Origin of the sequence: Streptomyces sp. CA-106110 (genome assembly GCF_050936285.1) — a bacterium.
In the GTDB taxonomy this organism is placed as follows: domain Bacteria; phylum Actinomycetota; class Actinomycetes; order Streptomycetales; family Streptomycetaceae; genus Streptomyces.
Genome location: NZ_JBNJNB010000001.1, coordinates 1,437,875 through 1,464,569, shown reverse-complemented (window position 1 = coordinate 1,464,569; position 26,695 = coordinate 1,437,875). Strand labels below are relative to the sequence as shown.

The window sequence follows — 26,695 nt, the reverse complement described above, 5'->3', positions numbered from 1 at the left end:
GGCTGCCGGGGAGGGTCGTATGTGGGATGACGCGTTTCCGAGCTTTCTCATCGGACTGAGGGAAGGGCTCGAAGGCGGACTGATCGTCTCCATCCTCGTGGCGACCCTCGTACGGGCGGGCGCCAGATCCCGGCTTCCGCAGGTGTGGACGGGCGTGCTCGCCGCGATCGCGCTCGCCATGAGCTTCGGCGCGGTGCTGACCTTCACCGCCGCCTCGCTGTCCGCCACCGCTCAGGAGGCGTTCGGCGGCACACTCAGCGTGATCGCCGTGGCGTTCGTCACCGCGATGGTGTTCTGGATGCGCCGCTCGGCGCGCAGCCTGTCCGGAGAGATCAAGGACAAGGTCACCGGCGCGCTCGCCACCGGCGCGGGCATGCTGATCGTCACCTCGTTCCTCGCTGTGGGCCGCGAGGGCCTGGAGACCGCCCTGTTCCTGTGGACGACGGCCCGCGCGGCCGGCGAGTCCGCGGGGCCCCTGACCGGCGCCGGCATCGGCCTCGTGCTCGCGACCGGCCTGTGCTGGGGCCTGTACCGCCGGGTCCTGAAGATCAATCTGACGAAGTTCTTCACCGCGACCGGTGCCGTCCTGATCGTGATCGCCGCCGGGGTGCTCGGCTACGGACTGCGGGATCTGCAGGAGGGCGGTGTCCTGCCCGGCAGGACCGCGTATGCCGTCGACCTCAGCGGCAGTGTCGACGCCGGGTCCTGGTACAGCACCCTCGTCCAGGGCGTGCTCAACCTGACGCCCACGATGACGTGGCTTCAGGTCGTGGGCTACGCCGCCTACCTCGCCGTGGTCATGACGCTGTTCGTGCGCGGCCTGCGGGCCACCCGCAGCCCAGCGGCCAAGGACGAGCCCGCCCCGAAGGCATCGCAGGCGCGGCCGGCCCCCGCTCGCAGCCGCCCGGTCTGGGTGGTCCCCGTCGCCGTCGTCGCCGTACCGGCCGTCGTCGCCGGGCTGGTCGTGGCTCTCGGCGGCGCCAAGCCCGCCGGTGCCCAGACGGTGGCCGTGTCCGAGACCGACTGCGGCAAGGGATTCACCGCGCCCAGGACGGGCCGCCAGACCTTCCAGATGCACAACACCGGCGACAAGACCTCCGAGGTGTACCTCGTCGACCCGGCCACCGACGCCGTCTACGGCGAGATCGAGGGCCTGGCCCCCGGTACCACCCGCGACCTGGTCGCCACCGTCTCCGGCGGCTCCTACGCCTGGCGTTGTGTGCCCACGGGCGGCAAGGCCGTCACCTCCCGGGCGGTCCGCGTCACCGGCGGCAGCGGCGCCAAGCCCGTCGCCCCCGTCTCCGAGAGCGACCTCGCCGGACCCCTGAAGGCATACAAGGCGTATGTCGAACAAGGCCTGGCGACCCTGGTCACCCAGACCCGGAAACTCAGTGACGACATCGCGGGCGGCCACCTGGACGACGCCCGCACGGACTGGCTCACCGCCCACCGGACCTATGCCTCGCTGGGTGCCGCCTACGGCACGTTCGAGGACTTCGACCAGAAGATCAACGGCCGGCCCGACGGTCTGCCGGGCGGCGTCGACGACAAGGACTTCACCGGCTTCCACCGCGTCGAGTACGGGCTGTGGCACGGACAGCCCGTCGACGCGCTGAAGGCTCCCGCCGCCCAGCTCGCCGACGCGGTCACCGGTCTGCAGAAGGCTTTCCCCACCCAGGACTTCGACCCCGGTGACCTGCCCCTGCGCACCCACGAGATCCTCGAGAACACCCTTCAGTTCGAGCTGACGGGCGACGCCGACCAGGGCAGCGGCACCGAACTGGCCACCGCGGACGCGAACCTGGCCGGCACACGGGAGCTGCTCACCGTCCTCCAGCCCCTCCTCACCACCCGGGCTCCGCAGTTGCGCAGCACCGTCGACACGGACATCGCCCGGCTGCAGCAGCTGCTCGACGCCGCCCACCAGGGCGGCACCTGGACCCCCGCGGCGCGGCTCGACGAGACCACCCGGGCCCGCCTCGACGGAGCCACCGGACAGCTCCTCGAGGACCTCGCACCCGTTCCGGACCTCCTTGAGATCCGGAAGTCCGCGTGATGACCGCACAGCGCGCCGAGAACGCACGCACCGAAGGGAATCCCATGCCGTCCGCCGAAACGCCCGCCGCCCAGGGCGGTTGCCCCGCCGGCCACGGCCGCCGCTCGTTCGTGAAGACGGCACTGGGCGCCGGAGCCGCGGGCGCGACCCTGGCCGGCGGCGGCTTCGCCCTCAGCCAGACCGGCGCCACCGAGGCCCGCGCAGCGGACACCGCCGACGCCGTGAAGGTCGCTTTCCACGGCATCCACCAGGCAGGCATCGTCACCCCCGCACCGGCGGCGGCGACCTTCGTCTCCTTCCACGTGATAGCCGAGGGACGCGAGGAACTCGCCGCACTGTTCGAGACCATCACCGAGCGGGCCCGCTTCCTCACCTCCGGCGGTACCCCTGCGGACCTGGGCGTCGGCGCCCCGCCCGCCGACAACGGCATCCTCGGCCCCGAGGTGCCCGCCGACGGACTCACCGTCACGGTCGGCGTCGGCGCCTCCCTCTTCGACGACCGCTACGGCCTCGCCGCGGTCAAGCCGCGCCGGCTCACCCCGATGCGCACGTTCCCCAACGACAACCTCCAGGCCGCCGAGTGCCACGGCGACCTGTCGTTGCAGATCTGCGCAGCCCGCCAGGACACCGTGCTGCACGCGCTGCGCGACATCACGCGGCACACCCGGGGCGCGATGCAGATCAAGTGGCGCATCGACGGCTTCCAGAACACACCCCGCCCGACCGGGGCCCAGCGCAATCTGCTCGGCTTCAAGGACGGTATCGCCAACCCCGACGTGACCTCGGCCCGTGAGACGAACCGGCTGATCTGGGTCGGCGAGGGGCAGGGCGAGCCCACCTGGACGACCGGTGGCAGCTACCAGGTCATCCGGATCATCCGCATGCTCGTCGAGTTCTGGGACCGGGTCTCGCTGGCCGAACAGGAGAAGATGTTCGGCCGCCGCAAGGACACCGGCGCCCCGCTGGACGGCGCCAAGGAGACCGACATCCCGCACTACGCCAAGGATCCGCAGGGCACGGCGATCCCGCTCGACGCCCACATCCGCCTCGCCAACCCCCGCACGGCCGGCACGGACAACTCGCGCATCCTGCGCCGGGGCTACAACTACGACCGGGGCGTCGACAACGTCGGGAACCTCGACATGGGGCTCGTGTTCTGCTGCTACCAGCAGGATGTGCAACGCCAGTTCGAGGCCACCCAGACCCGGCTGATCGACGAGCCCCTCGTCGACTACATATCGCCGACCGGGGGCGGCTACTTCTTCGCGCTGCCCGGTGTGAAGGACGCCTCGGACTGGCTGGGGCGCGGGCTGCTCGCCACATGAGACCGGGCCGCCGCCGACCGGCCACGGCCCGGGCGCCGCTGACGGTCTCCCTCCGTCAGCGGGCGTTCAGCCGGCCGGCCGCCAGCCCAGCGCCGGGCCGAGGGCGGTGGCGATGTCCGTGAGGATCTGCACGTAGTCCTCGTGCTCGAAGGTGAACGGCAGCGCGAACGCCACCTCGTCGACCTCCCGGAACGCGGCGTGCGCGTGGAGCTGCTCGGCGATCTGCCCGGACGGGCCGACGAGGTCGGGCGCGAACATCATCCGCGCCGGGCCCTGCGGCGACGCGGTACGCGGCATCCGCTGCGCCGCGTAGGCCTCGTACTTGGCGCGCTGTCCGGACGAGGCGCTGTCCGTGGGGATGACGACGAGCCCCTGCGAGACGCGGGCGCGCTCGCCGTCGGGGTGGTGGGCGCGGAACCTGCGGATGTGCGAGAGCTGAACCTCGGCGAAGTCCTCCGACTCCTCCGCCTTCACCACACTGCTGGTCAGCAGGTTCATCCCGTGTTCGCCCGCCCATTGCGCCGAACGCAGGCTGCCTCCGCCGTACCACATACGCCGGCCCAGGCCGGGGGAGTGCGGCTGCACCCGCTGTGAGAACACCTCGAAGCCCTCGACCCCGCTGAAGTCGGTGGCCGGCTTTCCGCGCACGAAGTCCAGCAGCCGCTGGACGCGGTCGTAGCCGAAGTCCTCCGCATCGGCCGTGTGGGGATAGAGCGCCTGCTTCAGATGGTCGTAGTGCATCGGCGGGCCGACGCTGATCCCGGGGTTGAGCCGGCCCCCGGAGAGGACGTCGACGGTCGCCAGATCCTCGGCGAGCCGCAGCGGGTTCTCCCAGCCCAACGGGATGACCGCCGTGCCCAGTTCGATCCGGCTCGTGCGCTGGGACGCGGCGGCGAGCACCGCGACGGGCGAGGAGATGCCGTACTGCAGATGGCGGTGGCGCACCCATGCGCTGTCGAAGCCGAGCCGCTCACCGAGTTCGATGATCTCCAGCGTCGACTCGTGCCCGTGGCGCGGATCCGCCTCGTCGAACAGGCCGATGGTCAGGAATCCCAGTTTCTGCAGCGGTTTCGAGGTCGGGGGCACGGGGCTCCTCCAAGATCCGTGGTGTGTCTGCCGTACGCCGGTTCTGTGTTCGAGTCTCGCAGGTGATCGTTGCGCGCGTGTGAAGGGAGAGCCGTGCCGTGCGGGCCGTGGCGGCGGACGTGAAACGGGAGGGGCCTGGGAAGGCTCCCGGGGCGCGCCGCGCACCGAGTCACCCCGACCCTGGAGGACGCATGCATTTGAAGGCTCCCCTCCCTGAAGGGAGGGGATTCTCCACCCTCCAGGGTTGAGCGGGGATGTACGGCTCAGGCTGCCACCGGAGCCAGCGGCTCAGGTGGTCTTACGCCCTCGGCACCGTCCGGGTTCCAACCTGCCCGGACCAGCATCACGCGGGCGGAGTTCTTGTCCCTGGGGGACACGGCTGCGCACACGGTGCAGGCATACGTTCTCATCGAGAGAGGGAGTGCGTGCTTGGTTCTCGCCCCGCACGTTGCGCAGTCCATCGTGGTGTGCGCCGGGTGCACGAGACGGACGTCCCGTGCGTGCTTGCGGCCCATCTCGATCAGGGCACGCTTCGTCGCCGCGATGGCCGCGTCGGCCGCCTTGCGGGCCATGGTGGTCTTCGCGAGGAACTTCGGGCGGAAGTCCTCCACCGCCACTCCGTCATGATCGCGCATGACGGCCTTGGCCCACTTGCGGCCGGTGTCCTCACGCTGCCGCGCGATCTTCCTGTGCAGCTTCGCTGCCTGTGCCTGCGCCTTCCGGTAGCCGGTGGATGCACGCTGTCCTTTCGGTCGCCGGCGCCGGGCCATCATCCGCTGGTACTTCGCGAGCCGCTGAGCGGACCGCTTGCCGTGTTCGGCATGCGGAAGGTCGTAGGCGTCATCCGTGGTGGTCGCGGTCTCCTTCACACCCCAGTCCACGCCCAGGACGTGGCCGGTCTCCACAAGCGGCTCGACCTGGGCCGGGGCGACGAAGGAGGCGTACCAATGTCCGAGCGTGTCCTGGTACACGCGCACACTCGACGGGTCGGCCGGAAGAGCCCGCGACCACACCACGCTCAGCACGATCTGGCCCGCAAGGTGCAGACGGCCCTCCTTCAGGCGGAAACCGCGCCGGGTGTAGTTCAGCGACGGTCGGCTGTCACGCTTGCGCTTGAAGCGGGGCATCCCCGCCCGGCGGTGCTGCGCAAGCCCGTCCTTGATGTCCTTCAGCGCCTTCGCCCTCGACCTGGCGAACTCCCGGATCACCTGCTGCTGCGGCACGCTCGCGCCCTCAGCCAGCCACGCTGTCACCCCGCGGGCGTCGGTCAGCATCCTGTCCAGCTGCGCCGGACCACACGTCAACTTCTCGCCGCCCGCTCTGCTCTGCGCGTGGGCCTGCCGGGACTTGGCCACGCATTCGTTCCAGATCCAGCGGCAGCGATCCCACTCGGCTTCGAGTGCGCGCCGGGCTGTCTTCGACAGGCGTACACGGAAGGTGTACCGGGCATGCCCGGTGTCCTTCGTGGTCGCTTCTGTCGTCATGCATCTGAACCTACCTGGGAGGACTGACAGTTGAGAGTTCTTGACCGTTGTGGGCGGCATCACGGCCGTGCGGGGTGGACGCCGGATCGCCCTGACGGCGATCCGGCTGTCCCTGCCCTGCTCCGCAGGAGTCCGATTCCTCCCCGGCCTGAAGGCCGGGGCATCCTCGGAGAAAGCCGGTGATGTTCCGAAGAGCGCTGACGGGAGCCGCCGCCACGGCCCTGGGCGTGGCCGGCCTGTCCGGCACGGCCGGTGCCACCCCGCCGGGTCCCGGTGTGACCGGCGTGGTCCTCGCCCAGAGGACCGTCGGCGGCACGGACTACATCCTGCGCGAGATAACCGTCCCGGCCGGGCAGAGCACCGGCTGGCACTACCACGACGGCCCCCTGTACGGATACGTCAAGCAGGGCACCCTCAGCCACTTCGACTCCACCTGCGCCTCCGACGGCGTCTACCGGGACGGCAGCACGATCACCGAGCCGAGCGGTCCCGGCCACGTCCACATCGGCCGGAACCTCGGCACCACCCCCGTCGTCCTGGACGTGCTCTATGTGCTGCCGCACGGCGCGCCGTTCTCCGAGGACGCTCCGAATCCCGGTTGCGACTTCCAGTAGGCCGGGCATCCGCTCCCCGGTCGGCCGGAGGGTGAGGGCATCCCGTCCCGGGCACCGCACGGGGCGGGGTGCCCTGGATCTGCTGCACCTGCCGTCGACGGGCGCCGTCCGCGTCTTCCTGGGGCTGACTGCCCGTCAGGGCTGCTGAGTGCGTTCCTCGTTGCACCGGTTGGTGGCCCGGATCGGCCGTACGCAATTCCGATTACCAGCCGGTGCGGCGCAGGGTGCAGGCGTCACCCCGGCTCAGGCATTCCGTCGTTTCAGTGCCACCGCGGCACACACCAGCGCCGCCAGCGCGTAGAGGCAGAACACCGCGAATCCCGTCCACGGTGCCGCGGTGTGCGGCTGCTGCTGGACGTGGATGAGGCTCTGCCCGGCGGTGCTCGGCAGATAGGGGTTGATCGTGTCGTACCAGGACGACGGCAGTGCCTGGGCGAGCACCGGCAGCACCAGCAGCAGGGCGAAGACGGCGGTGATGCCGCCCGCGGTGCTGCGGAGCAGCGCGCCCAGCGCCACACCGATCAGGCCCACGACGGTCAGATACAGACCGGTGCCGAGGACCCCGCGCAGCACGCCGGGACTGTTCAGTGAGGTCTGGAGATGATGGCTGGCCAGGGCGGTCTGGCCGAGCAGGAACGCCGTCAGTGAGGCGCACGTCATCAACAGCCAAGCGACCGCCGCGTACACCAGGGCCTTCGCCCACAGCACCGGAAGCCGGCGCGGCACCGCGGACAGCGAGGCCCGGATCATTCCGCTGGCGTACTCGCCGCTGACGACCAGTACGCCGAGCACGCCGATGGCCAGTTGGGCGAGGTAGAGGCCGCGCAGACTCACCATCGTCGGATCGAAGACGAGCCGTTCCTCCGGCGGCAGACGGTCCCAGCGCGCGGCGGTGAAGTAACTGAACAGGAAGCCCAGGCCGATCATCGCGACGACGGCCGCGAGCAGGGCGAACACCGTGGACCGCAGGGAGCGCAACTTGATCCACTCGGAGCGGATCACCCGCAGTTGAGTGACATGGCCCCGCTCTGCGGCGGGGATCGGCGATGCCGTCGTCATGCCGCCAGTCCTCCGCCGCCCGCGCCGATGAGTTGTGGCGCGGGTGCCTGGTACTCCACGGCGTCCCGCGTCAGTTCCATGAAGGCGTCCTCCAACGACGCCTGCTGCGGCGTCAGTTCGGCCAGCGCGATGCCGTGCTCGGCCGCGATTCGCCCGATGCGCTCACTGCCGAGGCCGGTCACCTCCAGCGCACCCGGCTCCTGCGGGGCGATCGACACGTCCGGACCTGCCAGCAGTCCGGACAGCTTCTCCGCCTCGTCGGTGCGCACCCGCACCACGTCCTTCGCGGCCCGCGCGACGAACTCCGCCACCGAGGTGTCCGCGATCAGCCGCCCGCGCCCGATCACGATGAGGTGTTCGGCGGTCTGTGCCATCTCCGACATCAGATGGGAGGAGACGAGTACCGTGCGGCCCTCGGCGGCCAGTCCCTTGAGCAGGTTGCGGATCCACAGGATGCCCTCCGGGTCCAGGCCGTTGACGGGCTCGTCGAGGATCACCGTCGCCGGGTCGCCGAGCAGTGCGCCGGCGATACCGAGCCGTTGGCCCATTCCCAGGGAGAAGCCGCCGACCCGTTTCTTCGCCACCGCACGCAGTCCGACCAGGTCGATCACCTCGTTCACCCGGCGTTTGGAGATGCCGTGGGTCGCGGCGAGTGCCAGCAGATGGTGGTACGCGCTGCGCCCGGTGTGGACGGAGCGTGCCTCCAGCATCGCGCCCACCTCGTGCAGCGGCGCCCTGTGCCGGGCATAGCCGCGGCCGTTGACGACGGCCCGGCCCGAGGTGGGCGCGTCCAGCCCCAGCAGCATGCGCATCGTGGTGGACTTCCCGGCCCCGTTGGGCCCGAGGAAACCGGTCACGATGCCGGGGCGCACGGTGAACCCGAGGTCGTCGACGGCGGTGCGTGCTCCGTAGCGCTTGGTCAGGGAGTGGGCCTCGATCATGACCTCCACCCTCGTACGCACCGCCTCCCTGTCGCGCGGGACTGCTCCGCACGGAGGGCGCGCGGCGCAACTGCACCCTCCTTGCGGCACCTTCGCGGCGCGTGCGAGCGCGGACGTTCTGGTGCCGTAGTCCCTCATATATCCGTGCTGTCCGCGGGCGCCCGGGACCGGTTCGAGGAGAACTGGCACTGGTCTGTACCAAAGCCTTGACAGTCCCTTAGTTCACTTCTTAAATCGCGGTCTGAAGTAACCACTTCGCTGTCTCCCCCCACATCGAGAAAGGGAGATTCATGCGCTCCCCGACCGCCGCTCGCGCCGCCCTCGCGGTGTCTCTGCTCGCCCTGTCCGCCACCGCGCTCAGCGCGTCCCCCGCTGCCGCCGCCACCGGTGCCATCACCGGTCTCGCGGGCAAGTGCCTCGACGTCGCCGGCGCCAACTCCGCCGACGGCACCCCCGTACAGCTCTACGACTGCAACGGCACCGCCGCCCAGCAATGGACGGTCGGCACCGACGGCACCATCCGCGCACTCGGCAAGTGCCTTGACGTGACCGGCAAATCGACCGCCAACGGGGCCCGCATCCAGTTGTGGTCGTGTACCGGCGGAACCAACCAGAAGTGGACCGTGACCGCCGCGCACGACATCGTCAACCCGCAGGCCGACAAGTGCCTCGATGTCGTGGACAACAACTCGGCCAACGGCACCCCGACCCAGATCTGGAGCTGCACCGGCGGCGCCAACCAGAAGTGGACGGCACCCTCGTCCGGCGGCACGAATCCCGCCGCCCCGATGGCCGTGGCCCCCTACCTCTACAACGGCTGGGGCGACCCGCCGAGCCCGACCACCATCACCAACGCGACCGGCGTCAAGTGGTTCACGCTGGCCTTCGTGCTCAGCAACGGCTACTGCAACCCGCAGTGGGACGGCGGCCGTCCGCTCACCGGCGGCGTCGACCAGCAGACCGTCAACACGGTCCGGGCGAACGGCGGCGATGTGATCCCGTCCTTCGGCGGCTACAGCGGCAACAAGCTGGAGAGCTCATGCTCCAGCGCGGGTGAGCTCGCGTCCGCGTACCAGAAGGTGATCAACGCCTACAGCCTGAAGGCGATCGACATCGACATCGAGGCCGACGCGTACAGCAACGCGACCGTGCAGCAGCGCACGGTCGACGCGCTGAAGACCGTGAAGGCGAACAACCCGGGCCTGAAGGTGTACGTCACCATCGGTACCGACCAGAGCGGCCCTGACACAAGCCTGATCAACCGGGCCGCCGCGTCGGGCCTCACCGTGGACAGCTGGACCATCATGCCGTTCGACTTCGGCGGCGCCGGTCAGAACATGGGCACGCTCACCCTGCGGGCCGCCGAAGGCCTCAAGACGGCGGTGAAGAACGCGTACGGCTACAGCGACGACCAGGCCTACCGTGACATGGGCATCTCGTCGATGAACGGCATCACCGACCAGAACGAGACCGTCACCGTCGCCGACTTCCGCACCATCCTCGGCTACGCGCAGCAGCACCACCTGGCACGGCTGACCTTCTGGTCCGCCAACCGCGACCGTCCCTGCACCGGAGGCCCGGCCGACAGCTGCTCCGGAGTGAGCCAGCAGGCCTGGGACTACACGCGCGTCTTCTCCTCCTACACCGGCTGATCGAACCGGCATCCGCCCAGGTCGGGACCGACCGCGGCGGGCCATCGAACTCCCCGACGAACGTGGCGAACCTGGTCAGCTTGCCTGACCTGCCCCGGGGGAACCGCCGGGCAGGGCATCCTGCTCGGCGGGCCGCCGCCCGGCCGTGGCTCGATCCTCCTCGGCCGGGCGGCGCCGGCGTTCAGGCGCCGCTCGCCCGGAGCATGTCCGCACGCTCGACGATCTTCACTCGCTCCCGCCCCTGCGGTTCCCCGAGCGCCTTCTCCGCCGCGTCGAGGCGGTACCAGCCCTCCCAGGTGGTGAAACGGATGCCCCGCTCGGCGAGGAACGCGTCCACGGCCTCGGGCGCCGGGGAGGCGGGCGTGTGCAGGCGGCCGTTCGCGTGGTCGTCCAGCAGTGAGGCCACGGTCTCGTTGGCGTCGCCCTTGGTGTGGCCGATGAGGCCCACCGGGCCGCGCCGGATCCAGCCCGTCACATACGTGGACTGCAGATGCGCGCCGCTCTCCTCGATGACCCGGCCGCCCTCGTTGGGCACCGTGCCCGACTCGATGTCCCACGGCAGCTTGGGCAGGGAGTCCGACAGGTAGCCGACGGCACGGTAGACCGCGGTGATGTCCCAGTCCCGGAACGTGCCCGTGCCCCTGACGTTGCCCGTGCCGTCGAGGGCCGTGCGCTCGGTGCGCAGGCCGACGACCCCGCCGTCCTCGCCGAGGATCTCGGCGGGCGACTCGAAGAAATGCAGGAACAGCTTGTGCGGCCGGTCGCCGACTTCCCGGATGGCCCAGTTCTCCAGCGTCTTGGCGACCATGTCGGCCTGCTTGTTGCCGCGCCGCGTCGCGATCGAGCCCTCGTCGTAGTCGATGTCCTCGGGGTCGACGATGACCTCGATGCTGGGGGAGTGGTCCAGCTCCCGCAGCTCCATGGGGCTGAACTTGGCCTGCGCCGGGCCGCGGCGGCCGAAGACATGGATCTCGAGCGCCTCGTTGGCCTTGAGGCCGTCGTAGACGTTCGGCGGGATCTCGGTGGGCAGGAGCTCGTCCGCCGTCTTGGCCAGGATGCGGGCCACGTCGAGCGCGACGTTGCCGACGCCGAGGACGGCGACCTTCTGTGCCGTGAGCGGCCAGGTCCGCGGCACGTGCGGGTGCCCGTCGTACCAGGACACGAAGTCGGCCGCGCCGTAGGAGCCGTCGAGATCGATGCCGGGGATGTCGAGGGCGCGGTCGGCCGTCGCACCCGTGGAGAAGACCACGGCATCGTAGAACGTGCGCAGGTCGTCCAGGCTGATGTCGGCCGGGTAGTCGACGTTGCCGAACAGCCGGATCTGCGGTTTGTCGAGGACCTGGTGCAGGGCCGTGATGATGCCCTTGATCCGCGGGTGGTCGGGGGCGACGCCGTACCGGATGAGGCCGAACGGGGCCGGCATGCGCTCGAAGATGTCGATAGACACACCGGGCTCGGCGGCCACCTCGGACTTCAGCAGCGCGTCGGCGGCGTAGATACCGGCGGGACCGGCTCCGACTATGGCTACCCGCAGGGGGCGGGGCATGATCAGGTTCCCTTCGAGCGGTGACAGGCGGCTCGTCGAGAAACCCTAAACTAAGGCAAACCTTACCTGGTACTCGGGTCCGGTCTATGCCCTCATAAGGCCATGTTATGTGCAGAGGCGGGAGCTGAAATCCGGGGGGTGCCCTTCCCTTGCCGACCGTCTCGCGGGCCGACCGGACCTGCCGATGCCGCCCCTGCCCCGGCTCATCCGTCGCCTCCGGGCTCGGGGGCGAGGAGGAGCATCGTGGCATCGTCGCGGACGGTGCCGCAGTGACGGACGAGATCCGCCCACACATTCTCCGCGGTCCTGGTCGGATCCTCGACCGCCAGCTGCGGGAGCCGGTCGACCAGCGGGTAGAACATGCCGTCGGTGTCTCTGGCCTCCCAGATGCCGTCGGACGCCAGGAACACCCGGTCGTCGCGCCCCAGCGGCAGGGCGACCTCGTCGTACGTACCTCCCGGAGACAGGCCGAGCCCCAGCGGCGTACCGGGTGTGACCTGTACTTCGGTGGCCTTGCCGTCCTGGAGCAGCAGGGGCGGCGGACTGCCGCACACGATGATCCGGACGGTGCGGGCGTCGGGGGTGAACTCGAGGAGCACCGCGGTCGCGAAGAGTTCCGGTCGCCGCTCTTCGGTCGAGTCCACGACCAGCCTGCGGTCCATTCGGGCGGCGACCGACGGAAGGTCCGCCTGATCGAGCACCGCTTCCCTGAAGGCGCCGAGCAGGGATGCGACGGTGGCCACGGCAGACAGCCCGTGACCCTGTACGTCGCCCATGACCGCCCGCACCCCGCCGGGACTCTTGCGCACATCGAAGAAGTCGCCGCCGACGAGCGTCCCGCGCTGTGCCGCGCGGTACAGCCCGGTGCAGTGGACGGGGCCGACCTGTTCGGGCAGCGGGGGAGCGAGGGCGTTCTGGGCGGCTTCGGCCACGGTGCGTTCCAGATCGAGCTGGGCGTCCCGGTGGCTGCGGACATACGACACGAACACGCTCAGCAGTGCGACGAAGCTGATGGTGAGCAGGTCGGCGCTGCCGGGTTGGTCCAGGTGGAAGACCCTTGTGTGCTGCAGACCGATGACCAGGGCGCCGAGTACGGCCGTCGCCGCCGGTCCGTAGGAGAGCACGGCAAGGGGTGGGATGGCGCCGAGCAGGAAGCCGATGTTGAGTGGTTGGGGGCTCACCAGGGTGACGATGCCGACGATCAGCAGCAGGAAGATCGGCAGGATCCGCACCCACCGCGGTGGCGGCGCGCCGCGCAGCCATCCCCGCCGGTCCCCTGCCCGGCGCCACGGAATGGCGCTGATGCTTCGCACAGCCCCACATTCCTACGCGAAGCCATCCGTCGCACGTCGGCGCGGGCACGGCGATACTTCTATATCTGCTGCCAGGTGTGCCGCGCACCCGGCAGGATCAGGGAGCCTGACGCCGCCCCGCAGGACGCGAGGCGGAATGCCAGGTCATGCGGGGCGTGCCGCGCCGTGGATCGCCGAGTTCCCGGCGAAGAAGATCGACTCCTCGCGGATGAAGGAACCGGGACTGGAGGCGTGGACCATCATGGCGTCGCCGGCGTAGATGCCGACGTGGTCGGCGGTGTCGTAGAAGAAGATCAGGTCTCCGGGCCGGAGGTCGGTCAGCGGGATCGCCGTACTCATGGCCGCCTGCTCCTGCGCGGCACGCGGAAGGACGACCCCGGCTGCCCTCCAGGCGGCCTGGGTGAGGCCGGCGGCGTCATACGAGTCGGGTCCGCTCGCACCCCATACGCACGGCTTGCCGATCTGCGCACGGGCGAAGGCGAGGGCCTTCGCGGCCTTCACGTCGTGCCCGCTCACCGGCGTGGCGCCAGCCTCTGCCGGGGTGGCGTGGGGACTGATGGCGGGGGCGGTGGCGTAGGGGTCGACGCCGGGCGCGACGGCGAAGGAGTCGGTGCCGGTGCCGGGCGCGACGGCGAATGTGCCGGTGCTGGTGGCGGCGGCGAAGGGGTCGGTGGTGATGGAACCGGCGTACGGGTCGGTGGTGGCGGCACCGGCGTACGCGTCCGTGGGGCCGAGGGCGTCGGCGTACGGGTCTATGGGGCCGAGGGCGTCGGCGTACGGGTCCGTGGGGCCGAGGGCGTCGGCGTACGGGTCCATGGGGCCGAGGGCGTCGGCGTACGGGTCCGTGGGGCCGAGGGCGTCGGCGTACGGGTCCATGGGGGCGTAGGAGGCGGTGGCCGCGAAGGCACCGCTGCCGAGTGCCGCGTCGGGGGCGACCGGGGCCGCGAAGGAGAGACTCGCTCCGGCAGGCGCGGCCGACGACTCAAGGCCGGGATAAGAGGGGCCTGTACCGACGGGCGCGGCCGACGACTCAAAGCCGGGGAGGGACGGTTGCTGCTGCCATGCCGCCTCGGCCGGGGCACCGGTCTGTCCCGCCGCTGCGGGCCGCGGGGGCTCGATCGCCGCGAGTGGCGTGCGGAGTGCCGCCGCGTGCCGGGCCAGCATCTCGCGGGCAGCGGCCAGCTTCCGCTGGTGCCGCCCCTTGGAGCCCGTCAACGGGGAGGGCCAGGACTTGGCGGCGGGCGCGGGCAGGGCCTTGGGCGGCTCGGTCTCCCGCAGTGACTGAGGCGCGGCGGGCAGCGCCGCGACGGGCCCGGCGGTGAGCTCCAAGGGCCGGGCGGTAGCTCCGGCCGGTCCGGCGGTGAGCTCCGGGAGGGCGCGGTCGTTCCTGCCCCACTCGATCGCCGGGAGATCGTCCGCCGGACGCCGCGCCGGGACCACGGGCCGCGGCTCGGGCGCGCTGTCCGGCATTCTGTCGGCCGGGAGCGCTGCCGGGACGGTGGGACCGACGCTCTCGCGCGCCGCGTCGAACCACTCCTTGGCGATGGCGTCGAGGACGGGATCGACGCGTCTGCGCTCCCCGTTGAAGGCCGGGGCGGGGCGGTTGCGTGTCCCCGCCGCCATCGCGCGGGTGGCGTTGAAGGTCCCGCTGTCGGTCTCGGCCCGGTCGTAGAGGTTGCGGATCCGCTGCTGGACCTCGGCGCGGCTCGGCCCGTCGTCCCCCGTCAGGGACGATGCGGCGGCGGTGCGGTCGGAGTCGTGCATACCGGGGAGGCCGAAGCCTCCGGGGCGCGAGGTTCGCTCCGGCGCCATGGAGACGTACTCCTTCCGTGCTCCGCCTGTCGAGTTGGCGACGGGGGTGGTGCCCTCAGGCCGCTCAGGCCCTGTGCGGTGCCGGCGGACGAATCCGGGAGGCGTTCCCCACGACCCTTGCCCTGGTGGGCAGTCGGGCCGATTCACCCCATGGCCGGTTGGGTCCCCGGCATCGCTGTGCTGGTGGTGCACCGGGGCTCGGCGGAGGCCGCTGGACCCGGCGAGGTTCGCCGGAGGGAGTCGTACGGCCTGCCGACAACCTAGCCAACTTGTGTGGCGGGCGTGAAGATTGGAGTGCCAAATGTCCGATACGTAATTGTGACTTTCATCTTGGCACCTCAGGTCTTGCCACCAGCACGGAGCGCCGCTATGCCGTGGAGGCGGCCGGTCGCAGCGCCGCGCTGCGGATGCGGCCGATGAGCGGTGGGAGGAACAGCGAACTCACCGTCGCCCCGGCCGCCGCGGACAGGGCGATCGTCCAGGCGACGGGGCCGAGGGGCGTACAGCCGAAGAACTGGCTGAGAACCGGGGTCTGGACCACGGCGGCGAGCGCCGCCATCGAGCCCAGGGAGGACAGCGCGATCGGCATGCTGCGGCCCCCGGCCAGCAAGGTCTGGCCGAGTTGCGCGCCGACCAGCGCCACCAGGCCGACGGTGCGGGCGCGCACGGCACGGCCGGTGAATCGGGCGACGAGCCAGCCGGCCAGGGCGCCGAGGGCGGTGGCCACGGCACGGTCGACGGTCTCCTCGGTCAGCGCCGTGCCGAGCGAGACCTCGGGTCCCTCGTGGAGCATGCGCTCGGTGGCTTCGGGATGGGGCGGCCGCAGGGCCACCGCCATCGCCGGTGCGAGATCCGTGAAGAGGTTCACCAAGAGGAGTTGACGAGCCGTCAGCGGCGAGGTGCCGGTCGTCGCGGCGCCGATGAGGGTGAAGGCGATCTCGCCGAGGTTGCCGCCGACGAGGATCGCCAGGGCCTGCCGCACCGAGGCCCACATGGCGCGGCCCTCCACAAGCGCGGCGAGCACTGTCTCCAACCGGTTGTCCGTCACGACGAGGTCGGCCGCCGCACGTGCGGCCGGCGTGGCCCGGGTGCCGAACGCGATGCCGATGTCCGCGAGCCGGATCGCCGGCGCGTCGTTGGCGCCGTCACCGGTCATCGCGACCGTACGGCCCAGGCGTTGGAATGCCTGCACGACGCGGACCTTGTGCACGGGGGTACCGCGGGCGACGACACCCACGTCGGGCAGCAGTCGCTCGAGCGCGTCGTCGTCCAGGTCGTCGAGTTCGGCGCCTGTCACCACGCGTCTGCCGTCCAGAACGCCGAGTTCGGCGGCGGTCGTGCCGGCGGTGCTCGGGTGGTCTCCGGTGATCATCACGATGTGCACCCCGGCGTCGGCCAGTTGGCGCACCGCGTCGGCTGCCTCACCACGCACCCGGTCGGCGAACGCGAGGAAGCCGAGGAACTCCAGGTCGCGCACGGCCTCCTCGGTGAGCTCGTCGACCGTGGCGCCCCGGAGTTCGGCGACCGCGAGGATGCGGTGGCCCTCGGCCGCCAGCTTCTCGCCGGCCGCGAGGACGTCCGCACGTCCCTCCTCGTCCAGCGGCTGTCCCTCACGCGTGGCACAGCGCTCCACGACCTCCTCCGGCGCTCCCTTCACCGACAGGATGTGCGTTCCCTCGGACTCGCTCAGAGTGGCGTGGAAGCCGCGACTCGGCTCGAACGGGAGGCTGGATTCGCGCCGCCAGCCCGGCGCTCCCATGGTCCGGCGCACTCCCGCCTCCTCGGCGCCGTCGGTGACGGCGCCGTCCGTGGCGTGCTCGAGTCCCGCGTCACCGTGCGGACGCGGAGTCGCCCGCAGCGCGGCGGCCAGTACGGCACGCTGCTCGTCGCCCAGCGATTCCAGGAGTCGGCTCTCGCCGTCGGCGGACACGGCGACCAGGGAGATGTGCCCATGGGTGAGCGTTCCGGTCTTGTCGAAGCACAGTACGTCGGTGCGCCCGGCCGCCTCGATCGTGCGAGGATCCCTGACCAGGGCGCCTCGTGCGGAAAGCCTTCTGGCGGAGGCGAGTTGGGCCGCCGAGACCAGAAAAGGCAGACCTTCCGGGACGCTGGCCACGGCCAGTCCCACGCCCGCGCCGACGGAGTCCCGGACCGGGCGCCCACGCAACGCTCCGGCGGCCATCACGGCAGCGGCCGAACCGAGGGCCACGGGCAGGGTGCTGCGGGTGATCCGGGCCAGCCTAAGCTCCACACCGACGGCGGGGGCGGCACCCCGGCCGATCGCCGCGGCCCGGCTCGCCTCGGTCGCCTTGCCGGTCGCCACGACGACCGCGCAGCCACGCCCGGCCGCGACGGTGGTGCCGTCGTAGACCATGGAGGTACGGTCGGCGAGGTCCGAGGCCAGTACGGGTGCCACGTCCTTGGCCACCGGAAGCGACTCGCCGGTGAGCGCCGACTCGTCGAGCTCCAGATTGTGTGCTTCCAGCAGGCGCGCGTCGGCCGGCACCACGGCACCCGCGTTCAGTTTCACCACGTCGCCCACCACCAGCTGCTGCGCGGGCAGGGTGATCTCCTTTCGGTCCCTCAGCACCTTGGCCATGACGGCCGATTCGCGCCGCAGCTTGGCCACCGCCCGTTCGGTGCGGTGGCGTTGGAAACCGCCGAAGAATCCGGACAGCCCGGTGACTGCCACGATGACGATGGCGTCGAGGACGGCGCCCACCGAGGCGGACATGGCCGCTCCGGCGGCGAGGACGGGCGTGAGCGGGTTGGCCATCTCGATCAGATAGGCACGGACGAGCGAGGACGTGCCGCCCCGCTGCTCGGGGATGGTGCCCCGGTTCCGTGCTTCCTCGCTCGTCAGCCCCTCGGCACGGCTGCCCGTCCGGGCGAGGGCCGTGGCCGGGTCCATCGCGTGCCAGGGCTGACGGGACTCGGCGGTCGGCGGCAGCGGCCGGCGCAGCAGCCGGACCGCCGACCAGACCCCGGCGGCGGTCCCGAGGGCGGCCGCGGCGTTGTACGCCGTCGTACCGCGTCTCTCGGGTTGCCGCGAGTCCGCGGCCACCGCCGCCGTCGCGCCCACCGTCGCGGACGCCTGGGAGAGCCTCACCCCGCGCCGCGCACTCTCCCGCGCGCCGCGGCAGGCCTGGACGATCAGGACGGCCCCACCCGGACCATGATCCACGTACAGATCGGCGCTCCAGGGAGGAATCCCGTCCGTGTCGGCGACGCCTACGCCCACGTCCGCGGCCCGGAGCGCCGTCCGGTCCCGTGAGATGAGGAGCACACCGTCGCCGCCGCGCTGGAGGTCCCGTACCGAGTCGACCAGCCGTTCGCCCGCGTCGCGCACCGCGTCGGCCTCCCGCACGGCCGGATCGGCCGTGTGCGTGCCCGCGACCACCACGGTCAGTCCGGCGGCATGGGCGGCGGGGACGAAGGCGCCCGCCGCGTCGTGCAACTGCGGCAGCACGCTGATCACGGCCACCAGACGGTCCTCCTGCGCGAGCCCGAGCACGAGCCGGGCGCCTTCTCGCTGAAGGCGCTCCTGGGCCTGCGCCGCCTCGTCTCCTTGCGGGAGGGACTCGATGGGGCCCAGCGTCCACTCGCCGTCCCGGGACAGCCTCTCGGGCTCCGAGCCGTCGAACAGTCGGTGCGCCTTCGCGGCGAGCTCTCCCGCGGGCGCGTCCTCGTCGAGGGCGATCAGATCGGCCAGCAGATGGGAGCCGGTGGCCAGGACGTCCGTGTCCAGGAGCAGGGTGCCGATCCGGTCCAGCCTGCGCAGTGCGTCGGGACACGGTACGAGCACGCCTCTGTGTGCCAGGCCCCGGCCGAAGGCGCAGGCGAAGCCCTCACGGGCGTGCAGCGGCGCCTTGGGGATGGCCGCCAGCGCGCCGGCGACGGCCTTTCCGGGACGCCGGGTGATGAGAAGCGATCCGGTGAAGGACGCCGCGGCGACCAGAGGCGCCTCGTCGGCGTAGCGCTCGACCGGTCCGCGCTTCAGGGCCTTCGCGCGGGGCGGGGGCGCTGGTTCCGGGCCGTTGGATCCGGCTTCCGGACTGCCGGCCAGGCGTGGTTCGGCCGCGGCCCAGGCGGCGCTCTCCGCCTTCGCCTCCATGACCCGCAAGGTGTGTGCCACGGCGTCGGCACCGGCCCCGAGGAGTCCGCCGGAGGCCGCCTGACCGAGCGCCGTGAGCCCGGCCATGACCACTCCGGCGGTCTCGCGGCCCACCGCCTTCTCCACCAGAGACCTGAGCCGCGGCTCGGACTCGACGATCGGGACCAGGGAGGCGACCCAGGCGGGCAGCGGGGCACGCCGGGCCAGTCCCACCGCCGCGGCCAGGGGCATGGCCCCGAGGTGCGCGGCCACGGCCGACGCCGCTCTCCGGGCCGTCCCCCCGGAGAGCGGGTGGTCGGGCAGCGGATGCTCGACGTCGTGCGCCTCCTCGACCCCCTCGACCACGTCGATCAGGACCGACGCGATCTCCTCGGGGTCGGTGCCGTCGTCGGTGCCGACGAAGACGTGCCCGAGTGCCGTGTTCACCACGGCCCACGCCACCCCGGGCACGTCGCGGAGCCGGCGCTCCACGTCGGCGGCCAGCTTCGTCGCGGCCGCGTGGGGCATCTCGCCCTGGCGCAGACCGCGTACGGCGACATGGAGGCGCCCGTCGAAGTGCCGTACACGCCGGCGGCTGCCGTTCCACAACGCGCCGGTGGTGGTCGACACGACGGCACGCAGCAGATCGCATCCCGGCAGTGCCACAGCGCATCACCCGCTCCCGGCGGACCGACGTTCGGCTTTGCTTGCATCAGTAGCCACAAAACGTCGATTCAAATCCGCTATGTGCGGATACCCGGTCCTATGGGGGTATACGCCGTATTTCAGAAGGCGTGCACCAGGGTGGAAGAGGGGGACACCACACCGACTCCGTGAGAGGAGGCCAGGGGATGGCCAAGACAGTGGGGACCACAGAAGACCGGGACCAGTCCATGAGGGAGTCCCACGAGGGAGCGGGTCTGCACCTGCACACGCGTACCCTGCACCCTTCGCTGAAGATTCCGTACATCACCAGGGGTGACATGGCGCATACGGCCAAGGCTGCGACGTCGCGAGTGCCGGGCGGCATGCCGTCGACCAAGGATCTCGTGTTCTACGGCGGACTTGGAGCGATGACGGTCGCGGGGGCTCTGGAGTGGCCCGTCGCGCTGGCCGTCGGCGGGGCCACCTATCTGCTGCGTGGTGGCAGAACCCGCAAGGCCGGCGACAAGACGACCGAGCGCAATGCCGGGTCCCCCGCCGCGGTCGGCAAGATGTGACGCGGCACAGCACGACGCCCGGCAGTGGTGCACTGCCGGGCGTCAACGTGCCGGTATGTGGCCCGGCGGGCCGGGCGGAGTCGTCGCGGCGGCCTTGTGCCGGCCCGGCGGTCGGAACGCCGGCACGTCAGGGGCGGCCCAGGTGGCGGCCGTACGTCAGACGGCGGCCGCGGGGGTGGCGGTCGTACGCAGGTAGCGCGAGCAGGCGGCCCACAGCTCCCAGGCAAGACGCATGACGATCGCCTCGGCGATCGCCACACCGATCTTCATCGCGACGGCTGCAAGTATCTGGCCCATGTCGGTATGGCTTTCTGTTCATGTTGCGGATGTCCGATATCCGACGATGGGCCCTTTCCTTGCGTTTCGGGTGCCTCGTGAAGGTACTTTCCCTGTCGCTTGGATGAACAGGCCATGAATGCCGCCGCCCCACGCCTCGGTCGTCCGGCGCACGGTCGTCGCTCCCCGGCGGGCCACCCAGGAGCGCGGGCTTTGGATTTGCTGCCCGGCGATCTAGATTCTCCGTACAGATTCCGGCGCTTGCCGGGGCTGATGGCGGGAGGGAGTCACCGGTTGGGGGAGGGGACGCCGTCATCGCGGCGCTGAGCCCGCCTCCACGACCGTGGAGCGGCGCGGCAGGTCGCCGAACGGCCGGGGATCTGACGGACCTGAGCCTGCACCCCCTCGCCGAGGCCAGGACCGCGCCGGACGCACCCGGCGCGGACGTCAGCGCGCCCGCCGGCACCGACCAGGACGGAGAACACACATGACCGACCCGCAGTTCGTCACCCTGGAGGACGTCCGCGACGCCGCCGTGCGGATCAAGGGCGTGGCGCACCGCACCCCCGTACTGCGGTCACGCACCCTGGACGCCCTGGTCGGCGCCGAGGTCTTCGTCAAGTGCGAGAACTTCCAGCGGATCGGAGCCTTCAAGTTCCGCGGCGCGTACAACGCCGCCTCCCGGCTGTCCGCGGCACAGATGGCGAACGGCATCGCGGCCTACTCCTCGGGCAACCACGCGCAGGCCGTCGCACTCGCCGCGCGTGAACTCGGCACCACCGCCGTGATCCTCATGCCGGAGGACACCCCGCGCTCCAAGATGGAGGCGACCGCCGGCTACGGCGCGGAGATCGTCACCTACGACCGGTACACCGGCGACCGGGTCGCCATCGGCGAGGCACTCGCCGCCGACCGCGGTCTGGCGCTCATCCCCCCGTACGAGCATCCGCATGTCATCGCCGGGCAGGGCACCGCGGCCCTCGAACTGCTGGAAGAGGTCGGGGATGTGGACGCCCTGGTGGTGCCCGTCGGGGGCGGCGGCCTGATCGCCGGCAGCGCCACGGCGGCCAAGGGGCTCCGGTCCGGGACCCGGGTCATCGGCGTCGAACCGGAGGCCGGCGACGACACCAAGCGGTCCCTGGAGGCCGGCCGGCGCGTCTCCGTTCCGGTGCCGCGGACCATCGCCGACGGTCAGGCCGCGGACATACCCGGTGAGCTCACCTTCTCCGTCAACCGACGGCTGGTGGACGGTATCGCCCTGGTCAGCGACGACCAGATCCGTGACGCGATGCGGTTCGCCTTCGAGCGGATGAAGATCGTCGCCGAACCCAGCGGCGCCAGCGCGCTGGCCGCGCTTCTGGCCCACCGTGTCGACCGTCTCCCGCGCAGGGTCGGTGTCATCGTCTCCGGCGGCAACATCAGCACCGACCGGTTCACCCGGATTCTCGCCGGCTGACGCCGGTCCGCGGCCGGTGGAGCCGGGGGCGGCGGGTTCGTCATCTGCTTCCCTGCTGGGAGCCGGACCGGTGACGGAACCCGTTGCCGTGGATGAGCCGCCCGTGATGGTGGACGTGGGGGAAGGCGGGGATGCGCTGGAGGGCGACGAGGGCGACGTCGTCGTCCAGGCGCGCCCCGGTGTGCTCGAAGAGGTTGCGCCGAATGTGGTGCAGCAGCGCCTCCGGGCTGGCCTGGGTCCAGTGGGCGACGCGTTCGGTGAGCGGGTAGAAACTGCCCTCGCCGTCCCGTGCCTCGATGACGCCGTCGGTGTAGAGCAGCAGGGTGTCGCCGGGCTCGAAGGAGAACACGTCCAGCGTGTAGTCGGACGGGCTCGTCCTGCCGATCCCCATCGGGGGTGCGGGGTGCAGGCTCGGGACGGTGACGGCGCTTCCGGGGCTGAGCAGCAGCGGGGGAGGATGCCCGCAACTGGTCATCCGCGTGGTCGCGTCCCCGTCGGGGATCTCCACCAGCAAGGCGGTGGCGAAGCGTTCGCCCTTCTCCTCGTCCGGCTCGAAGTCGGCCAGATACCGGCTCACGCTGTCCTCGAGGGACGCGGCCAGTTCCGGCAGGGAGTCGTGCCGGTGCGCGGACTCCCGGAAGGCACCGAGCAGCAGCGCGGCCTCGCCGATGGCGGACAGACCCTTGCCGCGTACGTCGCCGATCAGGATCCGTACCGCGTGCTCGGTGCGGGTGGCCGCGTACAGGTCGCCGCCGATCTGTGCCTCGTCCTCGGCGGCCAGGTAGAGGCAGGCGATCCGCAGAGGGCCGATCTGTTCCGGCAGCGGCCACAGCAGGACATGCTGCGCCGCCTCGGCCACGGACCGGACCTGGGCGAGCTGCTTGGTGCGCCGGTCCCGGATGGCGCAGTAGATCACGCAGAGGACCGAGAGCAGGGCGAGGGTGCCGATCTGCACGATGTGGTTGGTGGTGGTCAGCCCGCCATGGAGGACGGCGATGATGACCTGGCCCGCCACCGCCAGCGCCCCGATCAGGGCGGTCGGCCGCGCCCCGGCGAACGACGGGGTGAGGGCGGGCGCCATGACCAGGGCCGGGCCCAGATGGACGGTCTCGGGGGAGTGGATGTCCACCACGGTGATGACCACGATGAGCGCGATCGGAAGGAGAAGCAACGCATGACTCGACTGCCACGGCTGCCCACTGCCAAGGCTCGGCCGGGAACCCATGCCTTCCACCCTGCCTCGCCGCCGGTCCGGCGGCCACCGCTCGCCGGTGCCACCGCCTGATCCGGACGATCCGAAGCACGGCGGTGAGCAGCTCCCCGCCGGTTGCCCGGAGCGCTGTGCCGGGATCCACGCGGGGGATCCACGGGCCGGCTGCGGTCGATCAACGGGAAGCAGGCGCGGATGAGCACCGTCGAGGTGCTCGGGCGAAGGTTCAGGCCATGACCTGTACGGGCTCGCGTACGGGGCGCATGCGCTCCGCCGAGTACTCCGTCCCGCCTCGCCGTGCCGGCGGAATGACCGGACCGCGGGGGCGGGCCGAGGACCGGGGCCGCCGGTCGCCCCGGTCCCGCAGCGGCCAGAAGAGGACGTACGCGGTGGACACGGCCACGAAGCCCAGGCGGATCAGGCCCCGCGCCGAGTCGTCGGGGACGACGAAGACACTGCCGTACAGGGTGAGCAGTCCGATCCAGCTCCACCAGGGGACGAGCCGCCGCTGTCCGATCACGTCCCACAACAGGGTGCCGAGCAGGACGGACGCCGTGTAGTAGGTGTAGACGCTCGGGTCGAGGACGATCCGGGCGTTGGCGCCGAGCAGGACGACCGCCGGCCAGCGGCCGCGCCACACGGCGGCACAGCCGAGAGCGAGGCCGAGCGCGGCCTGTGCCGGCCGGTCCCACGGAGGGGTACGTGGATCGCCGACGCCGAGCCAGCGCAGGGCGGACGCCGGTTGGTTGGGGATGGTGAACTGGGCCGCGGCGAACGTGTGCGGGGCTCCGACGAAGAACGGCAGCCAGACGACCGCGACCAGGGCCGCGCACCACAGGCCCGCGCGCGACCACTGATGCCTCGGCAGTGCGAGCAGGAGGGGCAGAAAGGCCAGCGCGGTCGGTTTGGAGTCCATGGCCAGGCCCAGGAGGACGCCGGTCGCGGCCGCGTTGCCGCGGGTCAGGGACTGCACTGCGAGGGCCGTGAAGAAGAGCGCGAGGACATCGTCGAGATGGCCGAAGCGCACCGACACCTCGATCCACATCGGGATGAAGGCCAGGCCCGCGATCAGCACCCGTTGCCGCAGCCGCTGGTGGTTGGTACCGGTGCCCAGGAAGTGCCAGGCGGCGCTGCGCCCGGCCAGAACCACGATCACCAGGCCGAGCCCCGACATCAGGGCGGCGGCCAGGAATTGTCCCAGGGCCTCGGCGAACGGGTTGAAGAGACCCGCCACCAGGAAGCTCACCGGACCCATCTGCAGTTCGGGATGATGCGCGTACAGGTTCAGACCGCCGTCGCCTCTGCCCGATGGGCCCTCGTAGAGCAGCTGCCCGCCGGTGCGCAGGTAGTGCCAGGAGAATCCTCCGTGCCGCTCGACCACGGCGAACCAGACGACTGTCCAGGCGGTGAGCAGCACCAAGTGGACCCGCTGACTGATGACGGGCACGCGTCTTCCTTTCGGCTCCTGTCTCCTGCGGACGGCCCGGGGACGTCAAGGCCCCCCCTCATGGAGATGGCCGAATGAGGCGGGAGGTTCTGTCGCGGTCGTGAGAGATGCCGGACGGGACAGGTGCCACCAGTGGCCGCGGGGGCGGAGGGGACTGCGGACGGCACGGCACGACGGGCATGTCCGTGGGGCGGCGGACCGCGTCGTCGGGCGTGTTCGCCACGGCGGCGATCCTCCTCCTGAGCACCGCCGGCCCCGGCGCTCAACCGGTCCGCCCCCTTCGGGCCGGGGCTACCGGCCCCGGCTCCGCAGCGGCGACAGCACGGAAGGGGTCCCGAAGCGCACGGCGACTCCGGGGGAGTAGAGCACGCTGACCGGCGGACGCGTCATACGGGGCAGTCCCGCGGCGGTGACCAGGCCGTCGTCGAGGTCCAGCAGGTCCGCCCGGTGCAGCGGCCACGGCTGGTGGTCGTTGGGCAGATGGACGGTGCGCCCGTGCCACGAGACATGCAGGCCCCAGCGGGCGGTCAGGAACCGCTCCAGCGGTGTGGGTTCCGTGATCCGCCGGCCTATGCGCACCACGGCCCGGCTGGCCGGCCCCGTTTCCGGCGGGCGGCGTCGGCGGCAGCTGTAGGTGATGACATCGTGCTCACGGCGCAGGTGCATCGCCGACCAGGTGTAGGGCAGCCGGACACCCAGCCGGCCCACGAGCGCGGGAAGGAGACGGGCGGCGTCGAGCGACCGGAACACCACGCCGCGTCTGCCCTCCCCGTCGACCGAGTACAGGCGCACATTGGTTTCGCAGAACGTGCCGAGATACGGCAGTCCGGGCCCCGCTCCGAGGCCCGCGCCGCGCATCATGAAGGGGACCAGCCCGACGTAGGTGACCCCGTCGAGAGTGTCGGGCCGGGTGCCGGCCGGCAGCAGCCCCGCCACTTCCTCCGGCGCCACCGGCCAGTGCACAAAGGCCAGTTCGTGCCAGCCCTGCACGAGAGTGGGCCGGCGCATGGGGCGCGGGGTGGACAGGGTGATCGGCTCGGTTTTCATGACGGGCATTCCAGCAGGGGACCACGGACGGCGGGGCGCGCTGAACTCGGTGCGGTACGGCGGTCCGTCACCCTAACGCCGTGCACCACACTCGGGACATGGCCGAGGGCGGCGGACGTGCGCGGAACTGCGCCGGTCAGTACGGTGGCGGCTGGCGCCCGGCCGCGGACACGGATTCGGGCAGGTGAGCCCGCACGTCATCGACCGGTGGAGGCGGCATGGACGGGAACAATGCGGAAACGCTGCCGCGTAAGACGTACGAGCGGGAACTGCTGCGCCTGCAGACCGAGTTGGTGCGGCTGCAGGAATGGGTGCGGGCGGAGGGCGCCCGGTTGGTCGTCATCTTCGAGGGGCGGGACGCGGCGGGCAAGGGCGGCACCATCAAACGGGTGACGGAACACCTCAATCCGCGGCTGGCGCGGATCGCGGCACTGCCCAAGCCGACCGAGCGCGAGCGCACCCAGTGGTACTTCCAGCGGTACGTCGAGCATCTTCCCGCGGCCGGGGAGATCGTGCTGTTCGACCGCAGTTGGTACAACCGGGCCGGAGTCGAGCACGTGATGGGCTTCTGCACGGCGGAGGAGTACCAGTTGTTCCTGCGGCAGTGCCCGATCTTCGAGCGGATGCTGGTGGAGGACGGGATCCTGCTGCGCAAATACTGGTTCTCGGTGAGCGACGCCGTACAGCAGGAGCGTTTCCGGCGCCGGCTGGAGGATCCGTTGCGGCGCTGGAAGCTCTCGCCGATGGACCTGGAGTCGCTCACCCACTGGGAGGCGTACTCACGGGCCAAGGACGAGATGCTGGTGCACACCGACATCGCAGATGCCCCGTGGTACATCGTGGAGAGCGACGACAAGCGCCGGGCCCGGGTCAACATGATCGCCCATCTGCTCGACTCGGTCCCGTACCACGAAGTGCAGCCCCCGGTGCTGGAACTGCCCGAACGGCCGCCGTCGACCGGATACGAGCGCCCGCCCCGCGATCTGCAGACCTACGTCCCCGACCACGCGGCGAGCCTGTAGCGTCCCCTCGGTCCACAGCTGCCGGCCCTGGCACGA

At 71.2% G+C, this 26,695-nt stretch carries 19 protein-coding genes; 7 read left to right on the top strand and 12 right to left on the bottom strand.

Annotated features, from left to right (window positions below; genetic code table 11):
- Positions 1-19: 19 nt before the first annotated feature.
- Together efeU and efeB are read left to right on the top strand one after the other, a co-directional pair.
- Positions 20-2,056, top strand: coding sequence for an iron uptake transporter permease EfeU (efeU, locus tag ACQEXA_RS06850; protein ID WP_433129036.1), 2,037 nt, complete (start codon positions 20-22; stop codon positions 2,054-2,056).
- 44 nt (positions 2,057-2,100) lie between these two features.
- Positions 2,101-3,381, top strand: coding sequence for an iron uptake transporter deferrochelatase/peroxidase subunit (efeB, locus tag ACQEXA_RS06845; RefSeq protein WP_433129034.1), 1,281 nt, complete (start codon positions 2,101-2,103; stop codon positions 3,379-3,381).
- Between the two features lie 66 nt (positions 3,382-3,447).
- On the opposite strand, the gene ACQEXA_RS06840 is transcribed toward efeB, so the two are convergent.
- Positions 3,448-4,467, bottom strand: coding sequence for an LLM class flavin-dependent oxidoreductase (locus tag ACQEXA_RS06840; RefSeq protein ID WP_432936146.1), 1,020 nt, complete (start codon positions 4,465-4,467; stop codon positions 3,448-3,450).
- A gap of 263 nt (positions 4,468-4,730) precedes the next feature.
- Positions 4,731-5,951 carry an RNA-guided endonuclease InsQ/TnpB family protein gene (locus tag ACQEXA_RS06835; RefSeq protein WP_433129032.1) on the bottom strand — a complete coding sequence of 407 codons (1,221 nt, stop codon included), beginning with the start codon at positions 5,949-5,951 and terminating at the stop codon, positions 4,731-4,733.
- Positions 5,952-6,133: 182 nt separating this feature from the next.
- Here ACQEXA_RS06835 and ACQEXA_RS06830 point away from each other — a divergent pair, with 182 nt between their 5' ends.
- Positions 6,134-6,565, top strand: a complete 432-nt coding sequence (locus ACQEXA_RS06830; RefSeq protein ID WP_432936151.1) for a cupin domain-containing protein — start codon at positions 6,134-6,136, stop codon at positions 6,563-6,565.
- Between the two features lie 243 nt (positions 6,566-6,808).
- Here ACQEXA_RS06830 and ACQEXA_RS06825 read toward each other — a convergent pair whose 3' ends face one another.
- Together ACQEXA_RS06825 and ACQEXA_RS06820 are read right to left on the bottom strand one after the other, a co-directional pair.
- Entirely contained in the window at positions 6,809-7,624 is an 816-nt protein-coding gene (locus tag ACQEXA_RS06825) for an ABC transporter permease subunit (protein WP_433129030.1), read from the bottom strand.
- Positions 7,621-8,565: an ATP-binding cassette domain-containing protein gene (locus ACQEXA_RS06820; protein WP_433129028.1), complete on the bottom strand. Its 945-nt coding sequence runs from the start codon at positions 8,563-8,565 to the stop codon at positions 7,621-7,623. The genes ACQEXA_RS06825 and ACQEXA_RS06820 overlap by 4 nt, the downstream gene beginning before the upstream one ends.
- A gap of 290 nt (positions 8,566-8,855) precedes the next feature.
- On the opposite strand from ACQEXA_RS06820, the gene ACQEXA_RS06815 reads away from it, so the two are divergent.
- A complete protein-coding gene (locus ACQEXA_RS06815) occupies positions 8,856-10,217 on the top strand; it encodes a lectin (RefSeq protein WP_433129026.1) in 1,362 nt (453 codons plus the stop codon).
- Positions 10,218-10,398: 181 nt separating this feature from the next.
- Here ACQEXA_RS06815 and ACQEXA_RS06810 read toward each other — a convergent pair whose 3' ends face one another.
- The 4 genes from ACQEXA_RS06810 to ACQEXA_RS06795 form a co-directional block, all read right to left on the bottom strand.
- Positions 10,399-11,763 (bottom strand): FAD-dependent oxidoreductase, encoded by a 1,365-nt coding sequence (locus tag ACQEXA_RS06810; RefSeq protein ID WP_433129024.1) that lies wholly within the window; start codon positions 11,761-11,763, stop codon positions 10,399-10,401.
- A 203-nt stretch (positions 11,764-11,966) separates the two neighbouring features.
- Positions 11,967-13,076, bottom strand: coding sequence for a PP2C family protein-serine/threonine phosphatase (locus ACQEXA_RS06805; protein ID WP_433129022.1), 1,110 nt, complete (start codon positions 13,074-13,076; stop codon positions 11,967-11,969).
- A gap of 144 nt (positions 13,077-13,220) precedes the next feature.
- A complete protein-coding gene (locus ACQEXA_RS06800; protein ID WP_433129021.1) occupies positions 13,221-14,888 on the bottom strand; it encodes an NlpC/P60 family protein in 1,668 nt (555 codons plus the stop codon).
- Positions 14,889-15,255: 367 nt separating this feature from the next.
- Positions 15,256-19,647, bottom strand: a complete 4,392-nt coding sequence (locus ACQEXA_RS06795) for an HAD-IC family P-type ATPase (protein WP_433129019.1) — start codon at positions 19,645-19,647, stop codon at positions 15,256-15,258.
- Positions 19,648-19,832: 185 nt separating this feature from the next.
- On the opposite strand from ACQEXA_RS06795, the gene ACQEXA_RS06790 reads away from it, so the two are divergent.
- Entirely contained in the window at positions 19,833-20,201 is a 369-nt protein-coding gene (locus ACQEXA_RS06790) for a hypothetical protein (protein WP_432936169.1), read from the top strand.
- A gap of 156 nt (positions 20,202-20,357) precedes the next feature.
- Here ACQEXA_RS06790 and ACQEXA_RS06785 read toward each other — a convergent pair whose 3' ends face one another.
- Positions 20,358-20,498 (bottom strand): hypothetical protein, encoded by a 141-nt coding sequence (locus ACQEXA_RS06785; protein ID WP_359397672.1) that lies wholly within the window; start codon positions 20,496-20,498, stop codon positions 20,358-20,360.
- Between the two features lie 466 nt (positions 20,499-20,964).
- On the opposite strand from ACQEXA_RS06785, the gene ACQEXA_RS06780 reads away from it, so the two are divergent.
- Positions 20,965-21,933, top strand: coding sequence for a pyridoxal-phosphate dependent enzyme (locus tag ACQEXA_RS06780; protein WP_432936171.1), 969 nt, complete (start codon positions 20,965-20,967; stop codon positions 21,931-21,933).
- 40 nt (positions 21,934-21,973) lie between these two features.
- On the opposite strand, the gene ACQEXA_RS06775 is transcribed toward ACQEXA_RS06780, so the two are convergent.
- The 3 genes from ACQEXA_RS06775 to ACQEXA_RS06765 all read right to left on the bottom strand — a co-directional run bounded on the left by ACQEXA_RS06775 (position 21,974) and on the right by ACQEXA_RS06765 (position 25,637).
- Positions 21,974-23,158: a PP2C family protein-serine/threonine phosphatase gene (locus tag ACQEXA_RS06775; RefSeq protein WP_432936173.1), complete on the bottom strand. Its 1,185-nt coding sequence runs from the start codon at positions 23,156-23,158 to the stop codon at positions 21,974-21,976.
- A gap of 211 nt (positions 23,159-23,369) precedes the next feature.
- Positions 23,370-24,590 (bottom strand): hypothetical protein, encoded by a 1,221-nt coding sequence (locus ACQEXA_RS06770; protein WP_432936175.1) that lies wholly within the window; start codon positions 24,588-24,590, stop codon positions 23,370-23,372.
- Positions 24,591-24,881: 291 nt separating this feature from the next.
- On the bottom strand, positions 24,882-25,637 hold the full coding sequence (locus tag ACQEXA_RS06765) for a YqjF family protein (protein ID WP_433129017.1): 756 nt from the start codon (positions 25,635-25,637) through the stop codon (positions 24,882-24,884).
- Positions 25,638-25,855: 218 nt separating this feature from the next.
- On the opposite strand from ACQEXA_RS06765, the gene ppk2 reads away from it, so the two are divergent.
- Positions 25,856-26,659, top strand: coding sequence for a polyphosphate kinase 2 (ppk2, locus tag ACQEXA_RS06760; protein ID WP_432936179.1), 804 nt, complete (start codon positions 25,856-25,858; stop codon positions 26,657-26,659).
- Positions 26,660-26,695 lie beyond the last annotated feature (36 nt).